We start from the raw sequence: 24785 nt of genomic DNA, 5'->3' as shown, positions 1-24785 counted from the left end.
ACCGGAGGAACCCGTGTCCGCACCCGGCGGCGCCAGCACCACCAGCATGTTCGAGCAACCGAAGGCCGTCTTCGCCGTCGCCTTCGCCTGCGTCGTCAGCTTCATGGGCATCGGCCTGGTCGACCCGATCCTGCCGGCGTTGTCCACGCAGCTGGATGCCACCCCCAGCCAGGTCAGCCTGCTGTTCACCAGCTACCTGGTGGTCACCGCCGTCGCGATGCTGGGCACCAACTGGGTCTCCAGCCGGATCGGCGCCAAGAAGACGCTGATCACCGGCCTGGCGGTCATCGTGGTGTTCTCCGCCCTCGCCGGGCTGTCCGGTTCGATCAACGGCATCGTCGGCTTCCGGGCGGGCTGGGGCTTGGGCAACGCACTGTTCATCGCCACCTCGCTGGCGGTGATCGTCGCCTCGGCGTCCGGCGGCTTCGCCGGCGCGATCGTGCTCTACGAGGCCGCGCTCGGCCTCGGCATCGCGGCCGGTCCGCTGGTCGGCGGCCTGCTGGGCGACATCAGCTGGCGGGGACCGTTCTTCGGCGTGGCCGTGCTCATGGCGATCGCCCTGCTGGCCACCGTCGTCCTGCTCGACGCCACGCCCAAGCCGGCCGAGCCCACGCCGCTGTCCGCGCCGCTCAAGGCGCTGCGGCACCGCAGCCTGCTGACCATGAGCCTGACCGCCCTGTTCTACAACTGGGGCTTCTTCACGATGCTGGGCTACGCGCCCTACCCGATGGAGCTGTCCGCGATCCAGCTCGGGTTCGTGTTCTTCGGCTGGGGCCTGCTGGTCGCCTTCTTCGCCGTCATCGGCGCCCCCCGGCTGCAGGCCCGGTTCGGCACCGCGCCCTCGCTGTACGGCGCCCTGGGCTTGTTCGCCGTCCTGCTGCTGCTGATCGGCCTGTTCACCGACGTCCGCTGGGCGCTGATCACCTGCGTGATCGCCTCCGGCATCGTGGTCGGGATCAACAACACGCTGACCACCCAGGCGGTCATGCTCGTCTCCCCGGTGCCCCGCCCGGTCGCCTCGGCGGCCTACGGCTTCGTCCGGTTCCTGGGTGGCGGCCTGGCGCCCTACGCCGCCGGCAAGCTGGCCGAGCGGTTCGACCTGCACGTGCCGTTCCTCGTGGGTGCGGTCGCCGTCGTGCTGGCCATCGCGGTGCTGGCCACCGGTCACCGGATGCTCTCCGCCGCCGACGCGGAGATGGCCGCCGGCCACGGGGAGCCCGACGACGTCGCCGGGGAGGTCGCCGACGAGTTCGGCGGCGCGCCCGGCGCCATCGACCAGGAGGTCGAGCCGGAGCTGGTGGCCCGGAGGGAGTCCGCCACCCGCTCCTGAGGACCTCCTGCACACGCGACGCCCCGGTCACCGGCGACCGGGGCGTCGTCGTCGGCTGGCCCGGCCACCGGCCGCCCCCCTAGCGTGGGGACGTCGACGGAGGGAGCACGACGGTGGGCGAGCCGGCAGCACGGGTGCGGACGGCGCAGGACGGCGACGTCTGGCACATCACCCTCGACAACCCCTCGGCCGGCAACGTGGTCGACCTGGCGATGGCCGAGCAGTTGGCCGCTGCGTTCACCGCCCGGCCGGCGGCTGCCCGCGCGGTGCTGCTGACCGCCGCCGGACCCCGCTTCTGCGTCGGCGGGGACGTGGGGGCCTTCGCCGCCGCGCCGGACATGCCCGCGCTCGTCGCGCAGCTCGCCGCCAGCTGGCACGCGACGATCCGCACCGTCCTGTACTGCGACGTCCCGGTGGTCGCCGGGGTCCACGGCGCGGTGGCGGGCGCGGGGATCGGCCTGCTCGGCGCGTGCGACCTCGTCGTCTGCGGCCGGTCGACCAAACTGCGCCCGGCCTACGGCTCCCTCGGCCTGTCCCCCGACGGCGGCACGTCGTGGGCACTCACCCGGGCGCTGGGGGCGCCGCGAGCACTGGAGCTGCTGCTCACCGACGGGATGCTGCACGCCGCGGACGCGCACACCTTCGGGCTGGTCGCCCGGCTGGTCGACGACGAGACGCTGGTCGAGGACAGCCTCGCGCTGGCCCGGTCGGTCGCCGCCGGCCCGGTGCGGGCGATGGTGCGCACCCGCGGGCTCGTGCGCCGGGCGGCCATCCGCTCGCTGGAGGAGCAGCTCGAGGACGAGGAGCGGGTGATCCGGGAGTCGGCCGCCGACCCGGAGAGCCGCGAGGGCGTGGCCGCGTTCCTGGACCGCCGCCCACCGGACTTCCGCGCCGCCCACTGACCCCGGGTCAGCGGGGGAGGTCGGTCACCCGGCCGGTCGCGGCATCCCAGGTGATGGACCCACCCTGGAAGTCCGTCCGCCGTCCGCCCGGGACCCCGTACTCGTCGCTGGTCGGGAAGCCGAGGTAGGACCGCTCCCAGCCGAGGGTGGCCCAGCGGAGCAGGATGTCGCCCTCGACGACGTGCGCCCCGGTGGTCGGCGTCCAGTAGACCGAGCCGCGCTCGAAGTGGTTGAACCGCCCAGCCCCGCCCGGCGTGACGGTCTCGTCGCTGGTCGGGAAGCCCAGCCGGCCACCCTCCCAGCCGGCCCGCGCCCAGGCGTCGTAGATGGCACCGACGACGCTGTGCGCGCCCACCCCGGGCAGCCAGTAGATGCCGCCGTTCTGGAAGTCGTTGTACCGGCCGCGACCGTTGGGGGTGGCCTGCTCCGAGCTGCGCGGGTAGCCGTGCACGCCCCGCTCCCACCCCAGCGCGCCCCAGCGGGTCCTGATGTCGCCGTAGACGGCGTGGGCACCGGTGGCCGGTGTCCAGTAGACCGAGGCGCCGAGCGCGGCGAACTCGTTGTACCTCCCGACGCCGTCCGGCGTGGTGCGCTCGTCGGTCAGCGGCGCACCGAGGCGGACGTGGCCGCCCTGGCCGAGGTAGCCGGCCAGGATCGCCCCGTGCACCTCGTGCACGCCCGCCGCCGGTGTCCAGTAGAGCCGGCCGCCCACGAAGTCCTGGTACCGGAGCGCTTCGTCGCCGCCCTCCGGTCCGGTCGCGCCGCCGAGCAGAGCCCGCACGCCGGCGTCCGTCTCGTACCGACGGTCGATCGGGGTCAGGTACTCGGCGCGCAGCGTCAGGTCCTGATCGGGCATGGTCAGCACCCGCGCGCGCTGGGTGTCGTCGCTCCACCGGTCGAAGGTGGCGACGCCGTCGGTGGCCACGGTCGGGGCGATCACCGACACCGTCGCGCCGACCGTCACCGGGCTGCTGGCCCGGGCGACGCCGTTGACGGTGACCGCGCTGGGCGTGCTCGCCGCGACGGTCAGGGTGCGCAGGAGGGGAGCCGCCTCGAACGTCTGCTGCACCCGGACGCCGGCGGAGTCTTGGGCGCTGGCCGTGATCTCCAGCCGGGTGTCGTCCCCGTGGTCGGTGAACGGCCGGCTGAACGCGGGCCCGTCGACCGTCTCCCCCGGGTGCTCGTGGCAGTAGCCGCCGCTGCAGTGCACCAGCACCACGTTCCAGGCGACCTGCAGAGCGCCGTCCTCGGCGTCCACGGCCGTGGCGCCGGCCGTCACCGTGTCACCGACCGCGAACAGCCGGCCGGCGGGCGGGGCGTCGAGCGTGAGGACCGGCGCGCCGTTGGCCGGCACCACGGTCGCGGTGGCCGTGTCGGTGGCGCCCTGCGGGTCGGTGACGGTCAGGGTCACCTGGACCGGGGCGGTGCCCGGCGCCGCGTAGGTGTGCGAGACCTGGGCGCCGGTGCCGCTGGTGCCGTCGCCGAGGTCCCAGCGGTAGCTGAGCGCCTCGCCGTCCAGGTCGTCGGAGGCGCTGCCGTCGAAGACCACGGTGCGGCTGGCCGCAGTGCTGGTCAGCGTGATCTGCGCGCTGGGCGGCCGGTTGCCGGGCACGTAGACCAGCCGCTTGAGCACCGCACCGCCGATGTCGGCGTAGACGACGTCGCCGTTCGACGCTGCCGCGAACTTCACCGGCAGCCCGTTCCCGGCACCGAAGCCGGCCGCCTCCGGCGCCCGGACGACGTTGCCCTGGGCGTCATAGCGCATCGTGTAGATGCGCTGCGAGGAGTAGTCGCCGAAGAAGTAGGCGCCCCGGTAGGCCTCGGGGTAGCTGGCCCCGGTGTAGACGATGCCGCCGGTGACGCTGGTGCCGGCCGGACCGTGCGGATAGGTGACGAGCGGCGCGATGTTGCTGACCCCCGCACAGCCGGGCAGGTCGGCGTACCCCGGCGTCCGGACGGCGCCCTCCCAGCAGGGCCAGCCGTAGGAGGCGCCCGGCCGGACGAGGTCCACCTCCTCCCACAGGTTCCAGCCGACGTCGCCCACGACCGGCGCGCCGCTGGCCGGGTCCAGGCTCATCCGGAACGGGCTCCGGAAGCCGCTGGCGTAGACCCGGCTGCGCCACGAGGCCGGCGCCGCCGGGTCGTAGTACGGGTTGGTGGCGACCCCACGACCGTCGGGGAGGACGTGCAGCAGCTTGCCGCGGCCGTCGTTCACGTCCAGGGCGCGCAGGGCCCGGGCGTCGACGAACCGGAAGTCGGCCGCGTCGCCGATGGAGACCCACAGCGTGCCGTCCGGCGCGGGCACCAGGCTGGTCATGGCGTGCGAGTCCGAGTCGACCGGGAGGTCCCAGACGACCCGCTCCGCCCCCAGACCGGTCGGCTCGGGGGCGCCGGTGACCGTCCAGGCGCTCAACCGCATCAGCCACCGCCCGCCCAGGTCGACGGTGCGGGCGGTGTAGACCTGCCGGCTGGTGGCGTAGTCGGTGGCGACGGCCACTCCGGACAGCCCGAGGTCCTGCACGGTGACGACGGGGAGGGTGGCCAGGGTGCGGGGTCGGCCGTCGGCCGACACCCACGCCACCCGGCCGTTCTTGCCGACGGTGAACCAGCTGCCGTCCGGTGCGAAGGCGAAGTCGGTGAGCAGCTCGCTCTGCCCGGTCGGCAGGTCGCGGACAGCGAAGCCGGCCGGCAGGGACGGTGCCGCGGACGCCCGGCCGGGCAGCCCGACCAGCGTCGCGGCGACGAGCAGCACCAGGGCCAGCAGGACCCGGCCGCGGGCAGTCGTCCCGTCGGTCGGCTGGCGGTGTGCTCCTCCGGTCACCGAACAGTGCTACCAGCCGTGCGGACCGCGGATCGACCCGCCTCCCGGCGAGCCAGGCGCGAGAGATCGGACCCACCGCCGATCGCCACGGTGGGTAGCGAGCACGTGACGGCCGACCGAGGGTCGTTCGACGGTGGCCGGCACCGCCCCGGGAACGCGTCAGGCCGGGTCCGTGTGGACCCGGCCTGACGAGGGTGGAGCTGAGGGGAATTGAACCCCTGACCCCCTCGATGCGAACGAGGTGCGCTACCGGACTGCGCCACAGCCCCTCGGACGAAGACCATACCGTCCGGCCCTCCCGGCGCCGACGCGGGGTCGGCAGCCGGTGGGTCCCTTCCTCGGCGTCAGCCGTTGGCCGCCCGCGGCTGGTAGACGTCGATGTCGGCGAAGCCGATGTCCTCGTCGTCCAGCCCGACCACGGCGCTCTGCTGCCAGCCGGCCGAGACCGGCGTGCGGGCGGCGACCACCCGGCCGGGACGCAGCGGGTGCACGGGGGCCAGCGGCAGGCTGGGGTGGACCGGACCGGTCTCGGCGGTGACCACGGGTCCCGGCCGGCCGGCGGGCCGCTGGGCGGCGGGCCGCTGCGGCATCGGCCGGACCTCCGGGGCACGGCTGCGCGGCCGCTGCGCGGCACGGGCCCGGCGGCGGGCCGCGGCCCGCCGCTCGCGCTGCGCCGCAGCCCGGATCACCATGAGGTAGCCGACCACGGCGACGTCGAGGAGCACCTGCGGCGCCCACAACCAGGAGCGGTAGGTCAGCGCGCCGACCAGCGCCAGGACGGCCAGGGCGACCAGCCCGGCCAGCGTGCGGCGGCGCACCGCGTGCACGTCGACCCGGAGCTCGCCGCTGCTCACCAGCGTGGCCCGGTCGATCGTCACCCGCTCCGTCTCGGCGTGGACCACCGGGTCCACCGGACGACGCCGTTGCAGGGTGCGACCCGAATCGGCCACGCCGGTCCCCGTGCGCGCGTCGCCCCGGGTGACCACCATCGGCACCAGGACCACGAACCACAGCACGACGAGAGCGGCAAGCAGAACGCCCGATCCCATCACTTCCACCCCGATCCATCCGTGGCACACCGTGACGGCCCCATCCCTGGGGCCACTCGAGTCACATCAGTCACTCGAAGGTCAACGTAAGCGCCTGGACTGCCGATACGCGGGACGTCCTGCGGTGTGTCGGCGTGTTGTGTTCGACGTGTCGGCGTGTCGGGGTCCGCTGTGCGTCTCGAAGCGGTAACGGACAGTCAGCGATCGCCCACCCCGAGCGGCTCAGCGCGGCGCCTGCGAACGCCACCGGGCGAGCAGGCTCCCGTGGGTGTCCTCGGCCAGCAGCGCGTACGCGAGGTGGTCCCGCCAGGCGCCGTCGATGTCCAGGTAGCTGCGGAACAGGCCCTCCTGGCGGAAGCCCAGCCGCTCGACCAGCCGGCGGCTGGGGCCGTTCTCCGGCCGGATGTCGGCCTGCAGCCGGTGCAACCCGACCGGGCCGAAGGCGTGGTCGCAGACCAGCGCCACCGCCAGCGAGGCGATCCCCCGGCCGGCGACCGCGGAGTCCACCCAGTAGCCGAGGTGCCCGGACCGCAGCGCCCCCCGGACGACGTTGTCCACCGTCACCTGACCGGCCAGCCGGCCGTCGACGAGGAGGGCGAACGGCAGCGACATCCCGACCCGGGCCCGCCGCCCGGCGGCCCGCCGCATCGCGCGGTAGGCGGCCGGGGTGTGCCGGTCGCGCCAGGGCGCCGGCGAGGACGGCTCCCAGGGCGTCAGCCACGTCTCGTTCGCCGTCCGCACCCGGGCCCACTCCCGGGCGTCGGCGCGGCGCAGCGGCTCGAGCGTGACCGGTCCCCAGCCCAGCTGCGCCGGCCAGCCGGGGTGCAGGGCCGGGTCCAGCTCAGCCCCCGAGGAGCATCGGCATGACCGTCACCAGCCCGCCGGCGGACACCTCGGTGACGTCCTCGTCGACCACGATCAGGCAGTTCGCGCGCGCCATCCGGGCCAGCATCGCCTGGTCGCCGTCGCCGATCGGCTCCACGACGTACCCGCCGTCGGGGTGCCGCATGACCTGGCCGTGCAGGTACTGCCGGTACCCGAGCGGGGAGAGCAGCTGCTGGGCCGACACGGCCTGCACCGTGCGGCGGAACAGCTGCCGCTTGCCCAGCATCAGCCGGATCGCCGGGCGGACGAAGACCTCGAAGGCCACCAGCGCGGCGACCGGCTCGCCGGGCACGCAGATGACCGGGACGCCGGTCGGGCCGAGCGTGCCGAAGGCGTGCACCGGGCCCGGGTGCATCGCGACCTGGGTGAACGACAGCCCACCGAGCTCGTCGAGGGCCTCCTGCAGCACGTCCGGTGCGCCGGTGGCGAAGGTGCCGGCGATGAGGACGACGTCGCTGCGCAGCGACTGCCCCTCGATCAGCTCCACCATCCGGCGCTTGTCGTTGGGCAGGATGCCGCCGCGGTAGGCCTCGGCCCCGGCGTCGCGGGCCGCGGCGGCCAGCGCATAGCTGTTGACGTCGACCTGCTGCCCGGGGCCGACGGTGGCGCCGACGTCGACCAGCTCGTCCCCGGCGCAGAGCACGGCGATCCGCGGGCGCGGGCGCACCGCGACCCGCTCGCGTCCGACGGCGGCCAGCAGGCTGATCTGGGCCGGGCCGATCGGGGTGCCGATCTGCACGGCGGTGTCGCCGGGGCTCACGTCGTCCCCCATCCGGCGGACGTAGCTGCCCGGCGCCAGCGCGGCGTAGACCTGCACCCGGGCGAGGCCCTGGTCGGTCCAGGCGGCGGGGACGACGACGTCGGCCCCGGCCGGCAGCATCGCGCCGACGGCGACCTTCTGCGCCAGCCGGGGGCCGATGGCGGTGGTCTCGGCCGACCCCGCGGAGGTCTCCCCCACGACGGCCAGCACGGTCGGCACCTCGACCGTGGCGGTGGTGATGTCGGCCGCGCGGACGGCGTACCCGTCCAGGCCGGCCTGGTCGAAGGCCGGCAGCGCGCGGGAGCTGGTGACCAGCTCGGCGCAGAGCAGGCCCTGGGCGTCCAGGACGGCGAGCTCGATCGGAGCCGGCTGCGGCACGGCGCCCAGGATGTCGTCCAGGTGCTGCTCGACCGAGCGCAGCCGCACCCCGGAGACGTCCACCGAGCCGGTGTCGGCCAGCGGGTCGGGGGTGCGGTCACCGGTGGCGATGGCCGGTGAGGGGACCCGGTCGGAGGCGAACATCTCCCGGTCGACCTGCACCGTGTCGGAGCTGACGGCCGCCGGGCGCTCGGCGGTGACCAGCTGGGTCTCCCGCCGCGGCGTGACCAGCTGCCCCTGCCCGAGGTCGAGCTGGCTGGTGTCCCGGCCACCCCCGGAGAACCACCCGCGTGTGCTGTCGTCGTTCATCCCCACCACCGTCGTCCTTCGCGCCGTCGGGCCTGTCCCCCGTGGTCGAGTCGCGACCACGGCCGCCGATCGACGGACCTGCGCCTGCCGATGGTGCCCTCTCCGGACCCCGGTCAGGCCGGCGACGCGCCCTCGGCGGGCAGGTCTGCGACGAAGTCCCTCAGCCAGGGGCCGAACGCGGGGCCCAGGTCCTCCCGCTCGACGGCGAGCTGGACGACGGCCTTGAGGTAGTCCAGCTTGTCGCCGGTGTCGTAGCGGCGGCCGGAGAAGACGACGCCGTGCACCGGCACGCCGTCCTCGACGAGCTTGAGCATCGCGTCGGTCAGCTGGATCTCCCCGCCGCGGCCGGGCGGGGTCTCCCGGATCGCGGCGAAGACCTCCGGGGGGAGCACGTAGCGGCCGATGATCGCCAGCGAGCTGGGGGCCTCGTCGACCGGGGGCTTCTCGACCATGCCGGTGATCCGGAACACCTCGTCCTGCCCGGTCTCGCCGGAGACCTTGGCCTCCTCCACCGCGACCGCGCCGTACTTGGAGATGTTCGCAGCCCCCACGTCCAGCAGCGCCACGACGGCGCCGCCGTGCTCGGCCTGGACGGCGAGCATCTGCTCCAGCAGCAGGTCGCGCGCGTCGATGATGTCGTCGCCGAGCAGCACCGCGAACGGCTCGTCGCCCACGAACGCCGCGGCCTGCAGCACCGCGTGGCCCAGCCCCTTGGCCTGGCCCTGGCGGACGAAGTGCACCTGGGCGACGTCGGTGGACGCGTGCACCGCGTCCAGCCGCGACTGGTCGCCCTTGGCCTCCAGCGCCGTCTCCAACTCCGGGGTGCGGTCGAAGAAGTCCTCGATGCTGCCCTTGTTGCGGCCGGTGACCATGAGCACCTCGGGCAGTCCGGCGCGCGCCGCCTCCTCCACGATGTACTGCAGCGCCGGCCGGTCGACGACCGGGAGCAGCTCCTTGGGCACCGCCTTGGTGGCGGGGAGGAACCGGGTGCCCATCCCGGCAACGGGGATGACGGCCTTGGTGGCCGGGCGCTGGCTCGGGGCGGACGGACTCGACATGGCGGGCAGCCTAACCAGGCCGCCGCCACGGACGACTCCCTCGACGGGGTGAGCGCGGAGGCGACGCTGAGCCCAGTGCCGCTGCCGGGGTGACGCCGTCTGCCGCTCGGTGGCAACGGGTCGGACGGGCGAGCCGGCCCTCTGAGAGGCTGGCAGACGTCTCCGTCGTCTTGCTGAAAGGACCTCCCCCTCGTGAGTGGCCCCCTGGACGGCGTCCTCGTCGTCGACCTCACCCGCGCCCTGGCCGGCCCGCACGCCGGGATGATGCTCGGCGACCTCGGCGCCCGCGTGATCAAGGTCGAGACCCCCGGCGGCGGGGACGACAGCCGCGGCTGGGGCCCGCCCTTCGTCGACACCCCCGACGGCGGGCGGGAGTCCACCTACTTCTTTTCCGCCAACCGCAACAAGGAGTCGATCGCCCTCGACCTCAAGGACGAGGCGGACAAGGCCGTGCTCACCGAGCTGGTGCGCCGCGCCGACGTGCTGCTGGAGAACTTCCGGCCCGGCACGCTGGCCAAGCTCGGCTTCGGCACCGACGTGCTGGCCGAGCTGAACCCCCGGTTGATCACCCTGGCGATCAGCGGCTTCGGCCACGACGGCCCGGAGGGCGGCCGCGCCGGCTACGACCAGATCGCGCAGGGCGAGGCCGGGCTGATGTCGATGACCGGGTCCGGGCCCGAGGACCCGCAGAAGGTCGGCGTCCCGATCAGCGACCTGCTGGCCGGCATGTACGGCGCCTACGGCGTGCTGGCCGCACTGCTCGAGCGGGAGCGGACCGGCCGCGGTCAGGTGGTGCGCACCTCGCTGCTGGCCGCCGTCGTCGGGGTGCACGCCTACCAGGGGACCGCGCACACCGTGGGCGGGAAGGTGCCCCGCGGGCAGGGCAACCACCACCCCTCCATCTCCCCCTACGGCCTCTTCCACTGCGCCGGCGGCAGCGTGCAGCTGTCCTGCGGCAGCGAGGGGCTGTGGCGCCGGCTGTGCACCGAGTTCGGCCTGGACGCCGACGCCCCCGGGTTCGCCACGAACGGCGAGCGGGTCGCCCGCCGCGAGGAGGTCATCGAGCTGCTGGAGGGCGTCTTCGCCGACATCGAGGCCCCCGAGCTGCTGGCCCGGCTGGCGGCGGCCGGCGTGCCGGCCGGCAAGGTGCGGACCCTCGACGAGGTCTACTCCTGGGACCAGGTCGAGTCCCAGGGGTTGACGATCAGCGTCGAGCACCCCACCGCCGGGCCGCTGACGCTGCCCGGCCCGCCGCTGCGGTTCTTCGCGCCGGGCGCGGACGGCGAGCAGGAGACGACCCGCCGGGACCACACCCCACCGCCGGTGCTGGGCGCCGACGGGGCGGCGATCCGGGCCTGGCTGTCGGGCGGAGAGCCGAGCGGAGCCGACGGGGTGCCGCAGCCCGCGGGGGACGACGTCGAGGACGGGCACGCCACGTGAGCTCCCGGCTGGACGCCCGCGGCCTGCGGGACCTGGTGCTCGACCCCGGGTCGTGGCGGTCGTGGGACACCCCCGTGCCGCCCCGCACGGCGGACGACGACTACGCGCACGAGCTGGCCCGGGCTGCGGAGAAGACGCAGCAGGACGAGGCGGTGGTCACCGGCGCGGGGACGCTGCGCGGCCGGCCGGTCGCCGTCGTCGCCGGGGAGTTCGGCTTCCTCGCCGGCTCGATCGGGGTGGCCAGCGCCGAGCGGCTGATGACGGCGATCGAACGGGCCACCGCCGAGGGGCTGCCGCTGCTGGCCGCGCCGGTCTCCGGGGGGACCCGGATGCAGGAGGGCACCGTCGCGTTCCTGCAGATGATCGGCATCACCGCCGCGATCGCCCGGCACAAGGAGGCGGGGCTGCCCTACCTCGTCTACCTGCGCGGCCCGACGTTCGGCGGGGTGCTGGCGTCCTGGGGCTCGCTGGGTCACGTGACGATCGCCGAGCCCGGTGCCGCGATCGGCTTCCTCGGCCCCCGGGTCTACGAGGCGTTGTACGGGGAGCCGTTCCCGGCCGGCGTGCAGACCTCGGAGAACCTGGCCTCGCGCGGGCTGATCGACGGCGTCGTCCCCCCGGACGAGATCGCCGACGTCGCGGACAAGGCGCTGCGGGTGCTGGCCGCCCGGGAGACCTGGCACCGCGAGGCAGCGGTGGAGGGGCCGGTCGAGGGAGACGGCACCGACGCCGACGACCCGGAGGACGGCCGCACCGCGTGGCAGGTCGTCAGCGCCTCACGACGTCCGGACCGTCCCGGGGTGCGGCAGCTGCTGCGCACGGCGGCGACCGACGTCGTCACCCTGAACGGCACCGGTGCCGGCGAGTCCGACCCTGGCCTGCTGCTGGCGCTGGCCCGCTTCGGCGGCGCGCCCTGCGTGCTGCTGGGCCAGGACCGGCGCGGGCAGTCGCTGTCGGCACCGCTGGGCCCTGGTGCCCTGCGCGAGGCCCGGCGGGGCATGCGGCTGGCCGCCGAGCTGCGACTGCCGCTGCTCACCCTGATCGACACCCCGGGCGCCGCGCTGTCGGTGGCGGCCGAGGAGGGCGGGCTGGCCGGGGAGATCGCCCGCTGCCTGCAGGACCTGGTGGTGCTGGAGGCACCGACCCTGGCCGTGCTGCTGGGTCAGGGCACCGGCGGCGGGGCGCTGGCGCTGGTGCCCGCCGACCGCGTGCTGGCCACGGCCAACGGGTGGTTGGGTCCGCTGCCGCCGGAGGGCGCCTCGGCGATCGTGCACCGCACCGTCGACCGGGCCGGGGAGATGGCGGCCTCGCAGGGGGTGCGGGCCACCGACCTGTGGCGGGCCGGCATCGTCGACCGGGTCGTGCCCGAGCGGCCCGACGCCGCCGACGAGCCGGTCGAGTTCTGCATGCGCCTGGGCCGGGTGCTCGCCGAGGAGCTGGCCGGGCTGCTCGGCCGCGACGACGTCGAGCGGAAGCGCAGCCGCGCCCGCCGCTGGCGTCACCTGGGCCACGCCGCCCGCTGATCCCCGTTCCACCCCGGGATCAGCTGACCTGGTCGTCGTTGCTCCTGGCTCACGTCGTGCGGTGAGCCAGGAGCAGGAGGAGTGAGCCAGGACGTCGCCCCGACCGTCGTACGGCAGCAGTTCCTCGGCGACCCGGCGACCTTCCTCCGGCACCTGGGGTGAGCTCGGTGGCTCGCAACAGGGTTGCTGCGCCGAGGAGCGGGCACGGTCGGGGAGGAGCCGGTGAGACCGTCCGGCCCTCTCGCGGCTGACGCCCGCAACCCCCAGGAGACCTGATGTCCCACGACCAGCACACCGTCCTCCGTTCGATGCACGACCTCGGCCTGGCCACCTGGTTCGGCGGCAACCTGATGGGCGCCGTCGGCCTGAACAAGGCCGCGGCGGCCGCGCACGACAGCACCGAGCGCACCCGGCTGTCCTCGATCGGCTGGGCGGCGTGGTGGCCGGTGCAGGGTGCGGCCATGGCCGCTCACCTGGTCGGCTCGGTCGGCATGCTGCGCGCCGACCGCGGCCGGGTGGCCACCGACTCCGGCGCGACGGCGAACACGGTGGTCAAGAGCGTCCTCACCGTCGCCGCCATCGGGACGTCGGTGGCCAGCGGCGTGCTGGGCGCCAGGATCGGGGCCCAGGCGCCGACCCCCAGTGCGACCGCGACCGAGCCGAACGCCGCCACCCCGCCGGACGTCGCGGCGGCGCAGAAGGGCCAGAAGCCGCTGCAGTGGGTGAACCCGGCGCTGACCGGGGTGCTCATCGTGCTGGCGGCCCAGCAGAGCGAGCAGCAGCGCACCAGCTCCACCGTGCGCGGCGCGCTCGGTGCCGGGTTGACCAGCCTGAAGGCCGCCGTCCTGCGGGCTGCTTAGGCGGCGCGCTCGCCGGGGAGGCCCCAGGCTCCGGCGAGCAGCTCCAGGCTGTGCAGCCGCTCGGCGACCCCGTGCGTCGAGGCGGTGACCATCAGCTCGTCCGCGCCGGTGTCCGCGGCCAGCTGCCGCAGTGCGGCGACCGCGGACCCCGGGCCGCCGATGACCGCGTTGCTCGGCATCGCCTCGGCCGCCGCGCGCTCGGGGTCGGCGACGGCCTCCTCCAGGCTGGGCACCGGCCGCAGCCGGTTGGTGCGGATGGACAGCCGCATCAGCTGGCCGGGCAGCGCGAGCCTGCGGGCCTCCTCGTCGGAGTCGGCGACCAGTGTGTTCGCGGTGACGATCGCGTACGGCCGGTCGAGGACGGCGGAGGGAACGAACGCCTCGCGGTACAGGTCGAGCGCCGCGACCGTGTTCGGGCTGCCGAAGTGGTGGGCGAAGGTGAACGGCAGGCCGAGCTGGCCGGCCAGCTGCGCGGAGAACCCGCTGGAGCCCAGCAGCACCACCTGCGGCGCGGTGACCGCCGCCGGCGTGGCGCTGAACCGCTCGGCCAGGCCACCCTCCACCCGCTCGTCGCCGAAGAGCCCGAGCAGGTCCAGCAGGTTGGTCGGGAAGTCCTCGGCGGACAGCGCCTTCGGGTCCCGGCGCAGCGCGAGGGCGGTGTGCTGGTCGGTGCCCGGCGCCCGGCCGATGCCCAGGTCGATCCGGCCCGGGTGCAGCGCCTCGAGCAGGGCGAACTGCTCGGCGACCACGAGCGGGGCGTGGTTGGGCAGCATCACCCCGCCCGAGCCCACCGCGATCCGCTGGGTCACCGCCGCGAGGTGGGCGATGAGCACCGGCGGGTTGGTGCTGGCCACGGCCGGCATGTTGTGGTGCTCGGCGACCCAGATCCGCCGGTAGCCCAACCGGTCGGCGGCCTGCGCGACACGAACCGTGTTCGCCAGCGCGTCGGCGGTCGACTGGCCGGACCCGACGGTGGCCAGCTCGAGGACGGACAGGGGCAGCGGGGTCTCGGACATCACCGACGTCAACGCCGTCCCGGCGGGCGGGCTTCCCGGGCGGTCAGCCGGCCTCGGGCACCCGCAGGGTGTGGTCGGGGTCCAGCCGCTCCAGGACCGCACCCAGCGCCAGCTCCAGGGCCTCGGTCTGCGCCGGGTCGAGTGCGGCGAACAGGCTGTCGCGCACCGCGGCCACGTGGCCCGGGGCGACCCGCGAGACGACCTCCCAGCCGGCGTCGGTGAGGACGGCGACGTTGCCCCGCCGGTCCTCGGTGGCCCGGACCCGGCGCACCCAGCCGCGCTCCTCCAGCCGCGCCACGGTGTGCGAGAGCCGGCTCTGCGACTGGTTGGCGGTCCGGGCCAGGTCGCTCATCCGGCGACTGCGGTCCGGCGCCTCGGAGAGCATGGCGAGCACGACGTAGGCGGCGTGGGTGAGCCCGGCGTCCCGCTGCAGCTGCGCGTCCAGGGCCCGGGGCAGCAGCTCGGTCACCGCCAGCCAGGCACGCCAGGTGCGCTGCTGCTGTTCGTCGAGCCACGGCGTGTCCACGGGCCGACGTTATCCGCCCGCTCGGCGTCCTGATCCGGTAGACAGCGGACCACCGCCGATCGAGGGACGCCGGACCTCCGCTCGGGTGGGCGGAGCGGGGACGGCCCGCCGGAGAGAGGGAGAGACGATGAGCACGGCCACGAGGACGGACCCGCAGGCCCCCGAGGTGCACGGTGCCGACAGCCACGACCTGATCCGGGTGCTCGGCGCGCGCGTGAACAACCTCAAGGACGTCAGCGTCCAGATCCCGAAGCGCCGGCTGACGGTGTTCACCGGCGTCTCCGGGTCGGGCAAGAGCTCGCTGGTGTTCGACACGATCGCCGCGGAGTCCCAGCGGCTGATCAACGAGACCTACAGCGCCTTCGTGCAGGGCTTCATGCCGACGCTGGCCCGGCCGGAGGTCGACCTGCTGGAGGGCCTGACGACGGCGATCCTCGTCGACCAGGAGCGGATGGGCGCCAACCCCCGCTCCACCGTCGGCACCGCCACCGACGCGAACGCGATGCTGCGGATCCTGTTCAGCCGGCTCGGCACGCCCCACATCGGTCCTCCCACGGCGTTCTCCTTCAACGTCCCGACGCGGAAGGCGAGCGGGGTGATGAGCACCGAGAAGGCCGGCGGCCGCGTCGACAAGGCCGTGGTGAAGGACGTCGTCTACATGGGCGGGATGTGCCCGCGCTGCGAGGGCATGGGCTCGGTCTCCGACTTCGACCTCACGGCGCTGTACGACGAGGAGAAGTCGCTGGCCGAGGGCGCGTTGACCGTGCCCGGCTACAGCATGGACGGCTGGTACGGCCGGATCTTCAGCGGCGCCGGCTTCGACATGGACAAGCCGATCGGCAAGTACACGAAGAAGGAGGTGCACGACCTCCTCTACAAGGAGCCGACCAAGATCAAGGTCGAGGGCATCAACCTCACGTACGAGGGCGTCATCCCGAGGATCCAGAAGTCGATGCTCTCCAAGGACGTCGACGCCATGCAGCCGCACATCCGCGCCTTCGTGGAGCGCGCCATCACCTTCCAGACCTGCCCCGAGTGCGACGGGACCCGGCTCACCCCGGAGGCCAGGTCCTCGACCATCGAGGGGAGGAACATCGCCGACCTGTGCGCGATGCAGATCAGCGACCTCGCCGGCTGGGTGCACGCGCTCGACGAGCCCTCCGTCGCCCCGCTCCTCACCGGGCTGCGGCACCTGCTCGACTCGTTCGCCGAGATCGGGCTGGGCTACCTCTCCCTCGACCGGCCGGCCGGGACGCTGTCCGGCGGGGAGGCCCAGCGCACCAAGATGATCCGCCACCTGGGGTCCTCGCTCACCGACGTCACCTACGTCTTCGACGAGCCGACCATCGGGCTGCACCCGCACGACATCGAGCGGATGAACGACCTGCTCCTGCAGCTGCGGGACAAGGGGAACACCGTGCTCGTCGTCGAGCACAAGCCCGAGACGATCGCGATCGCCGACCACGTCGTCGACCTCGGCCCCGGCGCCGGCACCGGCGGTGGCGAGATCGTGTACGAGGGCACCGTCGAGGGGCTGCGGACCAGCGGCACGCTGACCGGCCGGCACCTCGACCAGCGGGTGTCCCTGAAGTCCTCGGTGCGCACCTCCACCGGAGCCCTCGAGGTGCGCGGCGCGGACACCCACAACCTGAAGGACGTCGACGTCGACGTCCCGCTCGGCGTGCTGGTGGTGCTCACCGGCGTCGCCGGGTCGGGGAAGAGCTCCCTGGTCCACGGCTCCGTCGCGGCCCGGGACGGCGTGGTGGTGGTCGACCAGGGGGCGATCCGCGGCTCGCGGCGGAGCAACCCGGCCACCTACACCGGACTGCTCGACCCCATCCGCAAGGCCTTCGCCAAGGCCAACGGGGTGAAGCCGGCGCTGTTCAGCTCCAACTCCGAGGGCGCCTGCCCGACCTGCAACGGCGCCGGCGTCATCTACACCGAGCTCGGCGTCATGGCCACCGTGGAGTCCCCCTGCGAGGAGTGCGAGGGGAGGCGGTTCCAGGCCTCGGTGCTGGAGTACGAGCTCGGCGGCCGCAACATCGCCGAGGTGCTGGCCATGTCGGTGACCGAGGCCGAGCAGTTCTTCGGCAGCGGCGAGGCGCGCACACCGGCCGCCCACACGATCCTGGACCGGCTCGCCGACGTCGGGCTCGGCTACCTCACCCTCGGCCAGCCGCTCACCACGCTGTCCGGCGGCGAACGCCAGCGGCTCAAGCTGGCCACCCGGATGGCGGAGAAGGGCGGCGTCTACGTCCTCGACGAGCCGACCACCGGCCTGCACCTCGCCGACGTGGAGAACCTGCTGGGCCTGCTCGACCGGCTCGTCGACTCCGGCAAGTCGGTCATCGTCATCGAGCACCACCAGGCGGTGATGGCGCACGCCGACTGGATCATCGACCTGGGACCCGGCGCCGGTCATGACGGCGGCCGGATCGTCTTCGAGGGCACACCCGCCGACCTCGTCGCCACCCGCTCGACCCTCACCGGCGAGCACCTCGCCGCCTACGTGGGGGCATGAGCCCGTCCCCCGCGCGCCCGGGGTGGTGGACGAGCCGGGGCCTGGCTCGGGAGGATGCGGACGTGCCGCCCCCTCCCCCGACACCGGGGCCCGTCGTGGACCCGCAGCGCCTGCGCGACCTGGCGCTGCTGCGGCGGGTCCGCGACCGGATCGACCGGGAGTACGCCCAGCCGCTGGACGTCGAGGCGCTCGCCCGGTGGGCGCACATGTCGGCCGGCCACTTCAGCCGCGAGTTCCGGCGGGCCTACGGCGAGTCGCCCTACGCCTACCTGATGACGCGCCGCATCGAGCGGGCGATGGCGCTGCTCCGAGTGGGTGACCTGAGCGTCACGGAGGTCTGCCTGGCGGTGGGCTGCTCGTCGCTGGGCACCTTCAGCACCCGGTTCACCGAGCTCGTGGGCGTGCCGCCCAGCAGCTACCGGCGGGCGGCGCACGCGGCGGCAGGGATGCCCTCGTGCGTGGCGAAACAGGTCACCAGACCGGTCAGGAACAGAGAAGCGCAGGTCATCGGGTCGCCCCTAGCGTGACGGCCATGGACATCACCCTCCACTCGACCTTCCTCCCGCACGAGGACGCGGAGGCCTCGCTGACGTTCTACCGGGACGTCCTCGGCTTCGCGGTCCGCAACGACGTCGGATCCGGCCGGATGCGCTGGATCACCGTCGCGCCCGCCGGGACCGACGGCCCGTCGATCGTGCTGTACCCGCCCGAGGCCGACCCCGGTGTCACCGACGACGAGCGCCGGACCATCGCCGAGATGATGGCCAAGGGCACCTACGGGATCATCGTGCTGGCCACGAAGGACCTCGACGGCGCCTTCACCGCCCTGCAGTCCCGCGGGGCCGAGGTGGTCCAGGAGCCGATCGAGCAGCCGTACGGGATCCGCGACTGCGCCTTCCGCGATCCGGCGGGCAACCTGGTGCGGATCAACCAGGTGGGCTGAGCCGGCCAGCTGCTCGCCGGGAGCCGCCCGACACGGCCACGCGGGGAGCCGTCCGCGCCGCGAGCGGTGACGACGACCGGCGCCCTACGTTCGCTGTCGCACAACGGGACAGCAGTGTCCGCCAGTGTGAGGACGCCCCGCCGCCGACCGCGCCGCTGTTCCGGTCCGACGGCCAGGCGCGGCTGCTCGCCGAGCTCTTCCCGCCCGGCGCCGAGGAGCTCGACCTCAACGAGCTCGCCACCCGAACCGGTGTGGCCTCCGCGTCGGTGCACCGAGAGGTCGGCCGGCCCCGCCGTGACGCACGATCAGCCGCCGAGCTGGCCGAGCAGGTCGCGCATCTCGGCGATCTCGGCGTTCTGGCTGGTGCGGATCGACTCGGCCATCGCGATCGCGTCCGGGTTCTCCCCGTCGGCGATCTCGGTCTCAGCCATCGCCACCGCACCCTGGTGGTGGGTGGTCATCTGGGTGAGGAACAGCCGGTCGAAGTCCGGTCCGGACGCGGCAGTGAGGGCGTCGAGGTCCAAGCCCATGTCGCCGCCCATGTCGCCGCCCATGTCGCCCATGTCGTGCCCACCCTGGTCCATGCCCTCCATCCCGGTGCTGGTCGAGCCGGCCGGACTGCTCGAGGTGGCTCCCCACTGGTCCAGCCAGCTGTTCAGGGTGTCGATCTCCGGGGTCTGCGCGGCCTCGATGCGGGTGGCCAGGTCGAGCACCCGCGGGTCGTCGGCGCGGTCGTCGGCCAGCTGGGCCATGTCGATCGCGCCCTCGTGGTGGGGCACCATGCCCTGCGCGAAGGCGACGTCGGCGTCGTTGAACGACGCCTCGGTGGACGCCTCGGCGGAGGAGCTGGCCGAGGAGCTGTCGGACATCCCGGACATCCCGGACATCCCTGCGTCACTGCTGTCGTCGGAGCAGGCGGTGAGGACGAGCGCGCCGGCGAGCAGCGCGCCGGCCAGTCCGGTCGTACGTGCGGTGGTGCGGGTCATGAGAGTCTCCTGCGTGGTGGTGAAGGGCGTAGGTGGACGTGCGCGACCACCACCGGGTCCCGGGAATGGGAGGCGGGGCGGTCGGGCGGGGCGGCCTACGTCCGCAGCACGCAGAGGACGTGCAGGTCCGGCGGGTGCGGTGGCACCAGCGCCCCGATGACGCGGGCGAGGGATCGCGGCAGCGCGGCGGGGCCGCGACGGACGGGTCGGTGACCGGCGAGCACGAGCAGCACGGCCAGCCCGGTGGCGAGGACGGCCAGGCAGATGGTCCACAGGTGGCCGCCGGCATCGTGCGGCGCGCTGCCGTGGTTCGGATCTGCCGCACCGGCGGCGCTGACCAGCGTGGCGGGGTGATCGCCGGCATGGAGGCCGTCACCGTCAGCGGCCGTGGCGGCCCACGGGGCAGCGCCGCCGGACGCCGCCGCGGCCGCCGCGGTCATCGACGCCACGCCGGCGTGTGCGGTGGTGGCGGCGCCGGCGCACTGCACGCCGTGCAGCGCGAACACGCCGGCCAGCAGCACCAGCGCCGTCCACAGTCGCGCGTGCACTGCACCCCCTTGCCTGCCCCGGTCACGAGGCCGGTGGATGCCCTCCGCCCTGGACCCACGGTGCGTCAGCCCGCTGTGCGGGCGGTCGGCCCGCGGGAGGTGGCCGCGGCCACGCTGGCCTCCGGGCGCAGGTCCAGCCGCCGCAGCAGTTGGGCGTTGGAGGCCACGACGACGGTGGACAGCGACATCAGCAGCGCGCCGACCTCCATCGGCAGGATGAAGCCGATCGGTGCGAGCACCCCGGCGGCCAGCGGGACCGCGACCAGGTTGTAACCGGCGCCGGCCCACAGGTTCTGCTTCATCTTGCGGTACCCGGCCCGGGACAGCCGGATGACCGACAGCACCGCGCGCGGGTCGGAGGAGGCGAGGATGACCCCCGCCGAGGCGATCGCCACGTCGGTGCCGGCGCCGATCGCGATGCCCACGTCGGCCTGGGCGAGTGCGGGGGCGTCGTTCACGCCGTCCCCGGTGAAGGCGACCGACCGGCCCTGGCGCTGCAGCGCGGCGACCTTCTCGGCCTTGTCCTCCGGGCGGACCCCGGCGAACACCTGGTCGATGCCGAGCTGGTCGGCGACCCCGCGGGCGACCGGCTCGGCGTCACCGGTGATCATGACGACGTCGACGCCCAGGGCGTGCAGCGCCTGAACCGCCTCACGGGACTCCGGCCGGATCTCATCGGCCAGCGCGAGCGCACCCACGATGCGCCCGTCGACCAGCACGTGCAGCACCGTCGCGCCTTGCTCTGCCCACGACCGGGCGGCGGGCAGCGGGCTCAGGTCGTGCTCGGTGAGCAGGTGCGGCCCGCCGACGGCGACGGTGCGCCCGCCGAGGGTCGCGGTGACCCCGACGGCGGCCGAGGCGCGGAAGCCGGTGGCCGGCGCGACGGTCAGGTCGCGCTGGCGTGCGGCGGCGACGATCGCGCGGGCCAGCGGGTGCTCGCTGTCGGCCTCCGCGGCCGCGGCCAGGGCCAGCACCTCGTCGTCGGCGAGGCCGACACCGGCGATGTGGTCGACGGCGGGCTCGCCGCGGGTGAGCGTGCCGGTCTTGTCGAACAGGACGGTGTCGACGGTGCGCATCCGCTCCAGCGCGCCGCGGTCCTTGACCAGCACGCCAGCGCGCGCAGCCCGCTCGGTGGAGATCGACACGACCAGCGGGATCGCCAGGCCCAGTGCGTGCGGGCACGCGATGACCAGCACGGTGACGACACGGGTCAGCGCGGACTCCGGCGCGCCGTAGACGGTCCAGACGACCGCGGTGACCGCCGCGGCGCCCACGGCGAACCAGAACAGCCAGCCGGCGGCCCGGTCGGCCAGCAGCTGCGCACGGGTGGTGGAGGACTGCGCCTCGGCGACCAGCCGCTGGATGCCGGCCAGTGCGGTGTCCTCACCGACCGCGGCGACCCGCACTCGGATCGCGGTGTCGGTGGCCACGGTGCCGGCCACCACGGTGTCCCCGGGGCTGCGGCGCACCGGCCGGGACTCGCCGGTGATCATCGACTCGTCCACGTCGGCGGTGCCGTCGACGACCTGCCCGTCGGCGGGCACCCGCCCGCCGGGGCGGACGATGACCACGTCACCGACGGCCAGCTCGGCCGGGGGTACGGCGACGACCTGGTCGCCGACGACCTTCTCCGCCTCGTCGGGCAGCAACGCGGCCAGCGAGTCCAGCGCCGAGGACGTCTGGGCCAGCGAGCGCATCTCCAGCCAGTGCCCGAGCAGCATGATCACGATCAACAGCGCCAGTTCCCACCAGAAGTCCAGCCCGTGGGCGAGCACCCCGACGGTGGAGCCCCACGAGGCCAGGAACGCCACGGTGATGGCCATGCCGATGAGCAGCATCATCCCGGGCTTGCGGGCAGCGATCTCACCGACTGCACCGGTGAGGAACGGCCGCCCGCCCCAGATGTAGATGACCGTGCCGAGCACCGGGGAGACCCACGACAGGCCGGGGGTGTCGGGCAGTGCATAGCCGACGATGTCGGCGAACATGCTGCTGAGCAGCACCGTCGGCACGGCCAGTGACAGCATCAGCCAGAACAGTCGCCGGAACATCGCCACGTGGTCACCGCCACCGTGGCCCATCCCGTGCCCGGCGTGTGCGTCGTGTGCGTGGTGCGCGTCGTGCGCGTCGTGACCCGCGTGTCCGGCGGGGGCCGCCGCGCGGATCGGGTCCTCGACGGCAGGACGCGCATCGCCCGCGCCGTCACCGGCCGGCATCCCCTGCCCGTGGGTTGGCCCGTGACCGTGGTCGGGTGCGGACCCGGCCGCGCCGGAGTGCTCCCCGGCATGGGAGCCCGAACGACTCGTGGGTCCTGACCTCGTGAGGTCTGACCGCGTGGGATCTGGCATGGCCTTCCACCCCCTGCCTCGAGCGCCTCCGCCGCACTGGCACCCACCCCTGCGGCTGACGGGCGCTGCCGGAACCTGCACCGACGCCAACACTATACCCCCCAGGGGTATGCCCACTCGTCGGCTCCGGCTTCGCAGCTCGGGGGCTCCGCCATCCGAAGCCGGGTCCATGGTGGCCAGGCCGCTGGTGGTCCACCGGCGCCGATGGAGTCGGCACAGCGCCACCGCCAGCGTCGCTGCGCCAGATGACGGCCAGCTCGCTCCGCTGACCACAGCGCTCCAGATGGCTTCCGAGCACGTGCTGCACCTGAGCCAGCGCCTCGGCGTCCGGGGCCTCAGCGATCAGAGTGAGCATCCCGTCGCCGACCACCACCCGTCCGGTGCCGCCGGCGATGGCGGTGGAGATGTCCCCGTCGGTGGTCCACGCCGTCCGCTGGCGCAGGTGGGACAGCAGCTGCTCGGCGTACCGGTCGGGATCCGGGGTCGGCACGGCGGCTCGCGCGTCACCCATCGTGCGGCACCCGTCCGGTCGCGGCTGGTAGCCCGGTCCGTCGTCGGAGCCGGCCACCGCGATCCCGCTCCCACGACCGCAGAGCCTGACCACGGCTGCGCACGTCCGCCCTCGCGGGCCGCCGCGATCGGTTCCTCGTCCTCCGCAGACGTGACACTCGCCGACACACGTGGACGCCGGGCGGCCGGACGGCGCATCATTGGCAGTCGCCGGGGATGAGTGCCAGCCCGGCCCGGTCACCGACGAGGAGTTCGCAGCACTGTGCCCACCTATCAGTACGTCTGCACCAACCCCGAGGGCAAGCACGAGTTCGAGGTCGTGCAGTCGTTCAGCGATGCCGCCGTGACCACCTGCCCGGAGTGCGGTTCCCCGGTGCGCAAGGTCTACGGCTCGGTCGGCGTCGTCTTCAAGGGCTCGGGCTTCTACCGCACCGACAGCCGCAAGGCCGACAGCGCCGGCACCCCGGTGGCCGCCAAGGAGTCCTCCGGCAGCAGCAGCAGCAGCAAGGAGTCCTCAGGCAGCTCCTCGACCTCCTCCTCGACGTCCTCGCCGACGCCGGCCGCCTCGAAGGGCACCGCCAGCAAGGCCGCTGACTGACCCAGCACGACCGACGCCGGCCCGCTGCCGGCCGTCCACAGCCGGGCACCGGGTCCACAGCTCGCCGCTGACCGGACCGGCCGGCCGCGCCGGCGCCCAGCATCGAGGGGTGCCCCGCCTCCGCCGTCCCCGTTCGCCCGTGCGCCTGCTGCGGCAGCTCACCGCCGGGTGCCTGGCCTGCCTGGCCCTCGCGCTCGCGCTGCGTCCGCCCCCGGCCCCCGCGGCGGTGCCCGCGACGACCCGGGTCGTCACCGCCGCCGAGGACCTGCCGCCGGGCACGGTGCTCGCGGCCGGCGACCTGGCCGCGGTCGCCGTCCCCGTCGACCTGGCCCCGGTCGGCTCGGTCGCCGACCCCGGCGAGCTCGTCGGCCGGGTGCTCGCGTCACCGCTGCGGGCCGGGGAGGCGGTGACCGACGTCCGGGTCGTCGGACCGGGGTTGTGGTCACAGGTGCCGGCGGGCGAGGTGGCCGCACCCGTCCGGCTGGCCGACCTGGCGGTGGCCACCCTGCTGCGCGCCGGTGACCGGGTCGACGTGCTCGGGACCACCGGCGGCGACGGGGGCGGCGGCGCGCCGACCGTCGAGCTCGTCGCGCGCGGCGCCCTGGTGCTCAGCGCGCCGGCGGCCGCGGACCCTGGTGCCGGGGTGGGCGCGGGCACCGACAGCGGCCTGCTCGTGCTCGCCGTCCCGCCGGACACCGCCCGGCGGCTGGCAGCCGCCGGGGCGGGCGGCATGCTCACCGTTACGCTCGGCCGGCCGTGATCATGGGGCCACCCCGCGTCGCCCCCACGACCGAGGGGTGCGCAGTTGCTCAAGAACGTCCTCCAGGGGTTCAAGGACTTCCTGTTGCGCGGGAACGTCGTCGAACTCGCCGTCGCGGTGGTCATCGGCGCCGCGTTCACGGCGGTCGTCAGCTCGTTCACCGAGTCGTTCCTGCAGCCGCTGATCGGCCTGGTGGGCGGTGGCGGCGTGACCGGCGGCAGCACCGTCATCGACGACCAGGTGTTCGCCTGGGGCGACTTCGTCAACCAGCTCATCACGTTCGTGCTGACCGCCGCGGTCATCTACTTCGTCGTCGTGCTGCCGCTGAAGGTGGTCGCCGACCGGCGCCGGCGGGGCGAGGAGGCCGGTCCGGCCGCGCCCACCCAGCTGGAGCTGCTGGCCGAGATCCGTGACCTGCTGCGGGCCCAGCAGGGCCTGCCGCCGGCGACCGCGGAGGAAGCCGGCCGGCACGCCCACACCGGCGAGTTCCCCCGCCCGGTCTGAGGAAGGACCCCTCTGTCCCCACGCCTCGCAGGCTCGGCGCGGGCCCCTGCAGAGGGGCCACTGGCACCGCTCGGCAGCCCGCGGGGAGGGAGCGGGTCCTTCACCAGTGCGGGGGGCGGTCCTCCAGGTAGCGGCGGTCGTCGTCGTCCGGGTCGGTCAGCCGCTCACCCCAGCCGACGTCGCTGTCGTCGGGCGCCCGCTCCGGTCGGG

Annotated in this window: 22 protein-coding genes and 1 tRNA gene; 11 read left to right on the top strand and 12 right to left on the bottom strand. The window is 74.3% G+C overall.

Annotated features, from left to right (window positions below; genetic code table 11):
* The first annotated feature begins 13 nt into the window (after positions 1–13).
* Both FHL79_RS10810 and FHL79_RS10805 read left to right on the top strand, forming a co-directional pair.
* Complete coding sequence (locus tag FHL79_RS10810; RefSeq protein ID WP_246080625.1) at positions 14–1330, top strand: MFS transporter; 1317 nt, start codon at positions 14–16, stop codon at positions 1328–1330.
* 113 nt (positions 1331–1443) lie between these two features.
* Positions 1444–2232 (top strand): enoyl-CoA hydratase/isomerase family protein, encoded by a 789-nt coding sequence (locus FHL79_RS10805; protein ID WP_246080623.1) that lies wholly within the window; start codon positions 1444–1446, stop codon positions 2230–2232.
* A gap of 7 nt (positions 2233–2239) precedes the next feature.
* Here the strand turns inward: FHL79_RS10805 and FHL79_RS10800 are convergent, their stop codons facing one another.
* From FHL79_RS10800 to FHL79_RS10775, 6 genes are all read right to left on the bottom strand, one after another.
* The gene (locus tag FHL79_RS10800; RefSeq protein WP_138758606.1) at positions 2240–5053 is read right to left on the bottom strand and encodes a PQQ-dependent sugar dehydrogenase; all 2814 of its coding nucleotides are present in this window, start codon (positions 5051–5053) and stop codon (positions 2240–2242) included.
* 195 nt (positions 5054–5248) lie between these two features.
* Positions 5249–5322: transfer RNA gene (locus FHL79_RS10795), tRNA-Ala, on the bottom strand.
* 75 nt (positions 5323–5397) lie between these two features.
* The gene (sepX, locus tag FHL79_RS10790; protein WP_138758605.1) at positions 5398–6102 is read right to left on the bottom strand and encodes a divisome protein SepX/GlpR; all 705 of its coding nucleotides are present in this window, start codon (positions 6100–6102) and stop codon (positions 5398–5400) included.
* A 222-nt stretch (positions 6103–6324) separates the two neighbouring features.
* Complete coding sequence (locus FHL79_RS10785; RefSeq protein WP_281283864.1) at positions 6325–6906, bottom strand: GNAT family N-acetyltransferase; 582 nt, start codon at positions 6904–6906, stop codon at positions 6325–6327.
* Between the two features lie 37 nt (positions 6907–6943).
* Complete coding sequence (gene glp / locus FHL79_RS10780) at positions 6944–8434, bottom strand: molybdotransferase-like divisome protein Glp (RefSeq protein WP_218938422.1); 1491 nt, start codon at positions 8432–8434, stop codon at positions 6944–6946.
* Between the two features lie 113 nt (positions 8435–8547).
* Entirely contained in the window at positions 8548–9492 is a 945-nt protein-coding gene (locus FHL79_RS10775; protein ID WP_138758603.1) for a UTP--glucose-1-phosphate uridylyltransferase, read from the bottom strand.
* Between the two features lie 192 nt (positions 9493–9684).
* Between FHL79_RS10775 and FHL79_RS10770 the strand changes: the two genes are divergently transcribed.
* From FHL79_RS10770 to FHL79_RS10760, 3 genes are all read left to right on the top strand, one after another.
* Entirely contained in the window at positions 9685–10932 is a 1248-nt protein-coding gene (locus FHL79_RS10770; RefSeq protein WP_138758602.1) for a CaiB/BaiF CoA transferase family protein, read from the top strand.
* Entirely contained in the window at positions 10929–12455 is a 1527-nt protein-coding gene (locus FHL79_RS10765; protein ID WP_138758601.1) for a carboxyl transferase domain-containing protein, read from the top strand. Before FHL79_RS10770 ends, FHL79_RS10765 begins: the two co-directional genes overlap by 4 nt.
* A gap of 275 nt (positions 12456–12730) precedes the next feature.
* Positions 12731–13315 carry a hypothetical protein gene (locus FHL79_RS10760; RefSeq protein WP_138758600.1) on the top strand — a complete coding sequence of 195 codons (585 nt, stop codon included), beginning with the start codon at positions 12731–12733 and terminating at the stop codon, positions 13313–13315.
* On the opposite strand, the gene FHL79_RS10755 is transcribed toward FHL79_RS10760, so the two are convergent.
* On the bottom strand, positions 13312–14331 hold the full coding sequence (locus FHL79_RS10755) for an LLM class flavin-dependent oxidoreductase (RefSeq protein WP_138758599.1): 1020 nt from the start codon (positions 14329–14331) through the stop codon (positions 13312–13314). The two genes, FHL79_RS10760 and FHL79_RS10755, sit on opposite strands and share 4 nt — an antisense overlap.
* Positions 14332–14374: 43 nt before the next feature.
* A complete protein-coding gene (locus FHL79_RS10750) occupies positions 14375–14857 on the bottom strand; it encodes a MarR family winged helix-turn-helix transcriptional regulator (protein ID WP_138758598.1) in 483 nt (160 codons plus the stop codon).
* Positions 14858–14984: 127 nt separating this feature from the next.
* Here FHL79_RS10750 and FHL79_RS10745 point away from each other — a divergent pair, with 127 nt between their 5' ends.
* The 3 genes from FHL79_RS10745 (at position 14985) to FHL79_RS10735 (ending at position 18321) form a co-directional block, all read left to right on the top strand.
* Positions 14985–17378 carry an ATP-binding cassette domain-containing protein gene (locus FHL79_RS10745; RefSeq protein ID WP_138758597.1) on the top strand — a complete coding sequence of 798 codons (2394 nt, stop codon included), beginning with the start codon at positions 14985–14987 and terminating at the stop codon, positions 17376–17378.
* A 62-nt stretch (positions 17379–17440) separates the two neighbouring features.
* Positions 17441–17905 carry a helix-turn-helix transcriptional regulator gene (locus tag FHL79_RS10740; RefSeq protein ID WP_246080620.1) on the top strand — a complete coding sequence of 155 codons (465 nt, stop codon included), beginning with the start codon at positions 17441–17443 and terminating at the stop codon, positions 17903–17905.
* A 5-nt stretch (positions 17906–17910) separates the two neighbouring features.
* Positions 17911–18321: a VOC family protein gene (locus FHL79_RS10735; RefSeq protein WP_138758596.1), complete on the top strand. Its 411-nt coding sequence runs from the start codon at positions 17911–17913 to the stop codon at positions 18319–18321.
* Positions 18322–18626: 305 nt separating this feature from the next.
* Here the strand turns inward: FHL79_RS10735 and FHL79_RS10725 are convergent, their stop codons facing one another.
* The 4 genes from FHL79_RS10725 to FHL79_RS26495 all read right to left on the bottom strand — a co-directional run bounded on the left by FHL79_RS10725 (position 18627) and on the right by FHL79_RS26495 (position 22714).
* Positions 18627–19307 (bottom strand): DUF305 domain-containing protein, encoded by a 681-nt coding sequence (locus FHL79_RS10725; protein ID WP_138758595.1) that lies wholly within the window; start codon positions 19305–19307, stop codon positions 18627–18629.
* 95 nt (positions 19308–19402) lie between these two features.
* The gene (locus FHL79_RS10720) at positions 19403–19855 is read right to left on the bottom strand and encodes a hypothetical protein (RefSeq protein ID WP_138758594.1); all 453 of its coding nucleotides are present in this window, start codon (positions 19853–19855) and stop codon (positions 19403–19405) included.
* A gap of 65 nt (positions 19856–19920) precedes the next feature.
* Entirely contained in the window at positions 19921–21906 is a 1986-nt protein-coding gene (locus tag FHL79_RS10715) for a heavy metal translocating P-type ATPase (RefSeq protein ID WP_218938421.1), read from the bottom strand.
* Between the two features lie 151 nt (positions 21907–22057).
* On the bottom strand, positions 22058–22714 hold the full coding sequence (locus FHL79_RS26495) for a DUF2218 domain-containing protein (protein ID WP_369333692.1): 657 nt from the start codon (positions 22712–22714) through the stop codon (positions 22058–22060).
* 261 nt (positions 22715–22975) lie between these two features.
* On the opposite strand from FHL79_RS26495, the gene FHL79_RS10705 reads away from it, so the two are divergent.
* From FHL79_RS10705 to mscL, 3 genes are all read left to right on the top strand, one after another.
* Positions 22976–23311 (top strand): FmdB family zinc ribbon protein, encoded by a 336-nt coding sequence (locus tag FHL79_RS10705; protein ID WP_138758591.1) that lies wholly within the window; start codon positions 22976–22978, stop codon positions 23309–23311.
* 139 nt (positions 23312–23450) lie between these two features.
* The gene (gene cpaB, locus FHL79_RS10700; protein WP_246080618.1) at positions 23451–24071 is read left to right on the top strand and encodes a Flp pilus assembly protein CpaB; all 621 of its coding nucleotides are present in this window, start codon (positions 23451–23453) and stop codon (positions 24069–24071) included.
* A gap of 45 nt (positions 24072–24116) precedes the next feature.
* Positions 24117–24575, top strand: a complete 459-nt coding sequence (gene mscL / locus FHL79_RS10695) for a large conductance mechanosensitive channel protein MscL (RefSeq protein WP_138758589.1) — start codon at positions 24117–24119, stop codon at positions 24573–24575.
* The last annotated feature ends 210 nt before the right edge of the window (positions 24576–24785 follow it).

It is taken from the genome of Modestobacter altitudinis (genome assembly GCF_005930475.1).
Classification (GTDB): domain Bacteria; phylum Actinomycetota; class Actinomycetes; order Mycobacteriales; family Geodermatophilaceae; genus Modestobacter; species Modestobacter altitudinis.
Note: the sequence above shows the minus strand (reverse complement) of the source record. Positions and strands in the feature narration are given on the sequence as shown.

Coding starts and splice junctions, on each gene's coding strand:
- sepX (WP_138758605.1), bottom strand. CDS start 6,102: ATGGGATCGGGCGTTCTGCTTGCCGCTCTCGTCGTGCTGTGGTTCGTG.
- glp (WP_218938422.1), bottom strand. CDS start 8,434: ATGAACGACGACAGCACACGCGGGTGGTTCTCCGGGGGTGGCCGGGAC.
- FHL79_RS10775 (WP_138758603.1), bottom strand. CDS start 9,492: ATGTCGAGTCCGTCCGCCCCGAGCCAGCGCCCGGCCACCAAGGCCGTC.
- FHL79_RS10760 (WP_138758600.1), top strand. CDS start 12,731: ATGTCCCACGACCAGCACACCGTCCTCCGTTCGATGCACGACCTCGGC.
- FHL79_RS10755 (WP_138758599.1), bottom strand. CDS start 14,331: ATGTCCGAGACCCCGCTGCCCCTGTCCGTCCTCGAGCTGGCCACCGTC.
- FHL79_RS10745 (WP_138758597.1), top strand. CDS start 14,985: ATGAGCACGGCCACGAGGACGGACCCGCAGGCCCCCGAGGTGCACGGT.
- FHL79_RS10735 (WP_138758596.1), top strand. CDS start 17,911: ATGGACATCACCCTCCACTCGACCTTCCTCCCGCACGAGGACGCGGAG.
- FHL79_RS10725 (WP_138758595.1), bottom strand. CDS start 19,307: ATGACCCGCACCACCGCACGTACGACCGGACTGGCCGGCGCGCTGCTC.
- FHL79_RS10715 (WP_218938421.1), bottom strand. CDS start 21,906: ATGTTCCGGCGACTGTTCTGGCTGATGCTGTCACTGGCCGTGCCGACG.
- FHL79_RS26495 (WP_369333692.1), bottom strand. CDS start 22,714: ATGGGTGACGCGCGAGCCGCCGTGCCGACCCCGGATCCCGACCGGTAC.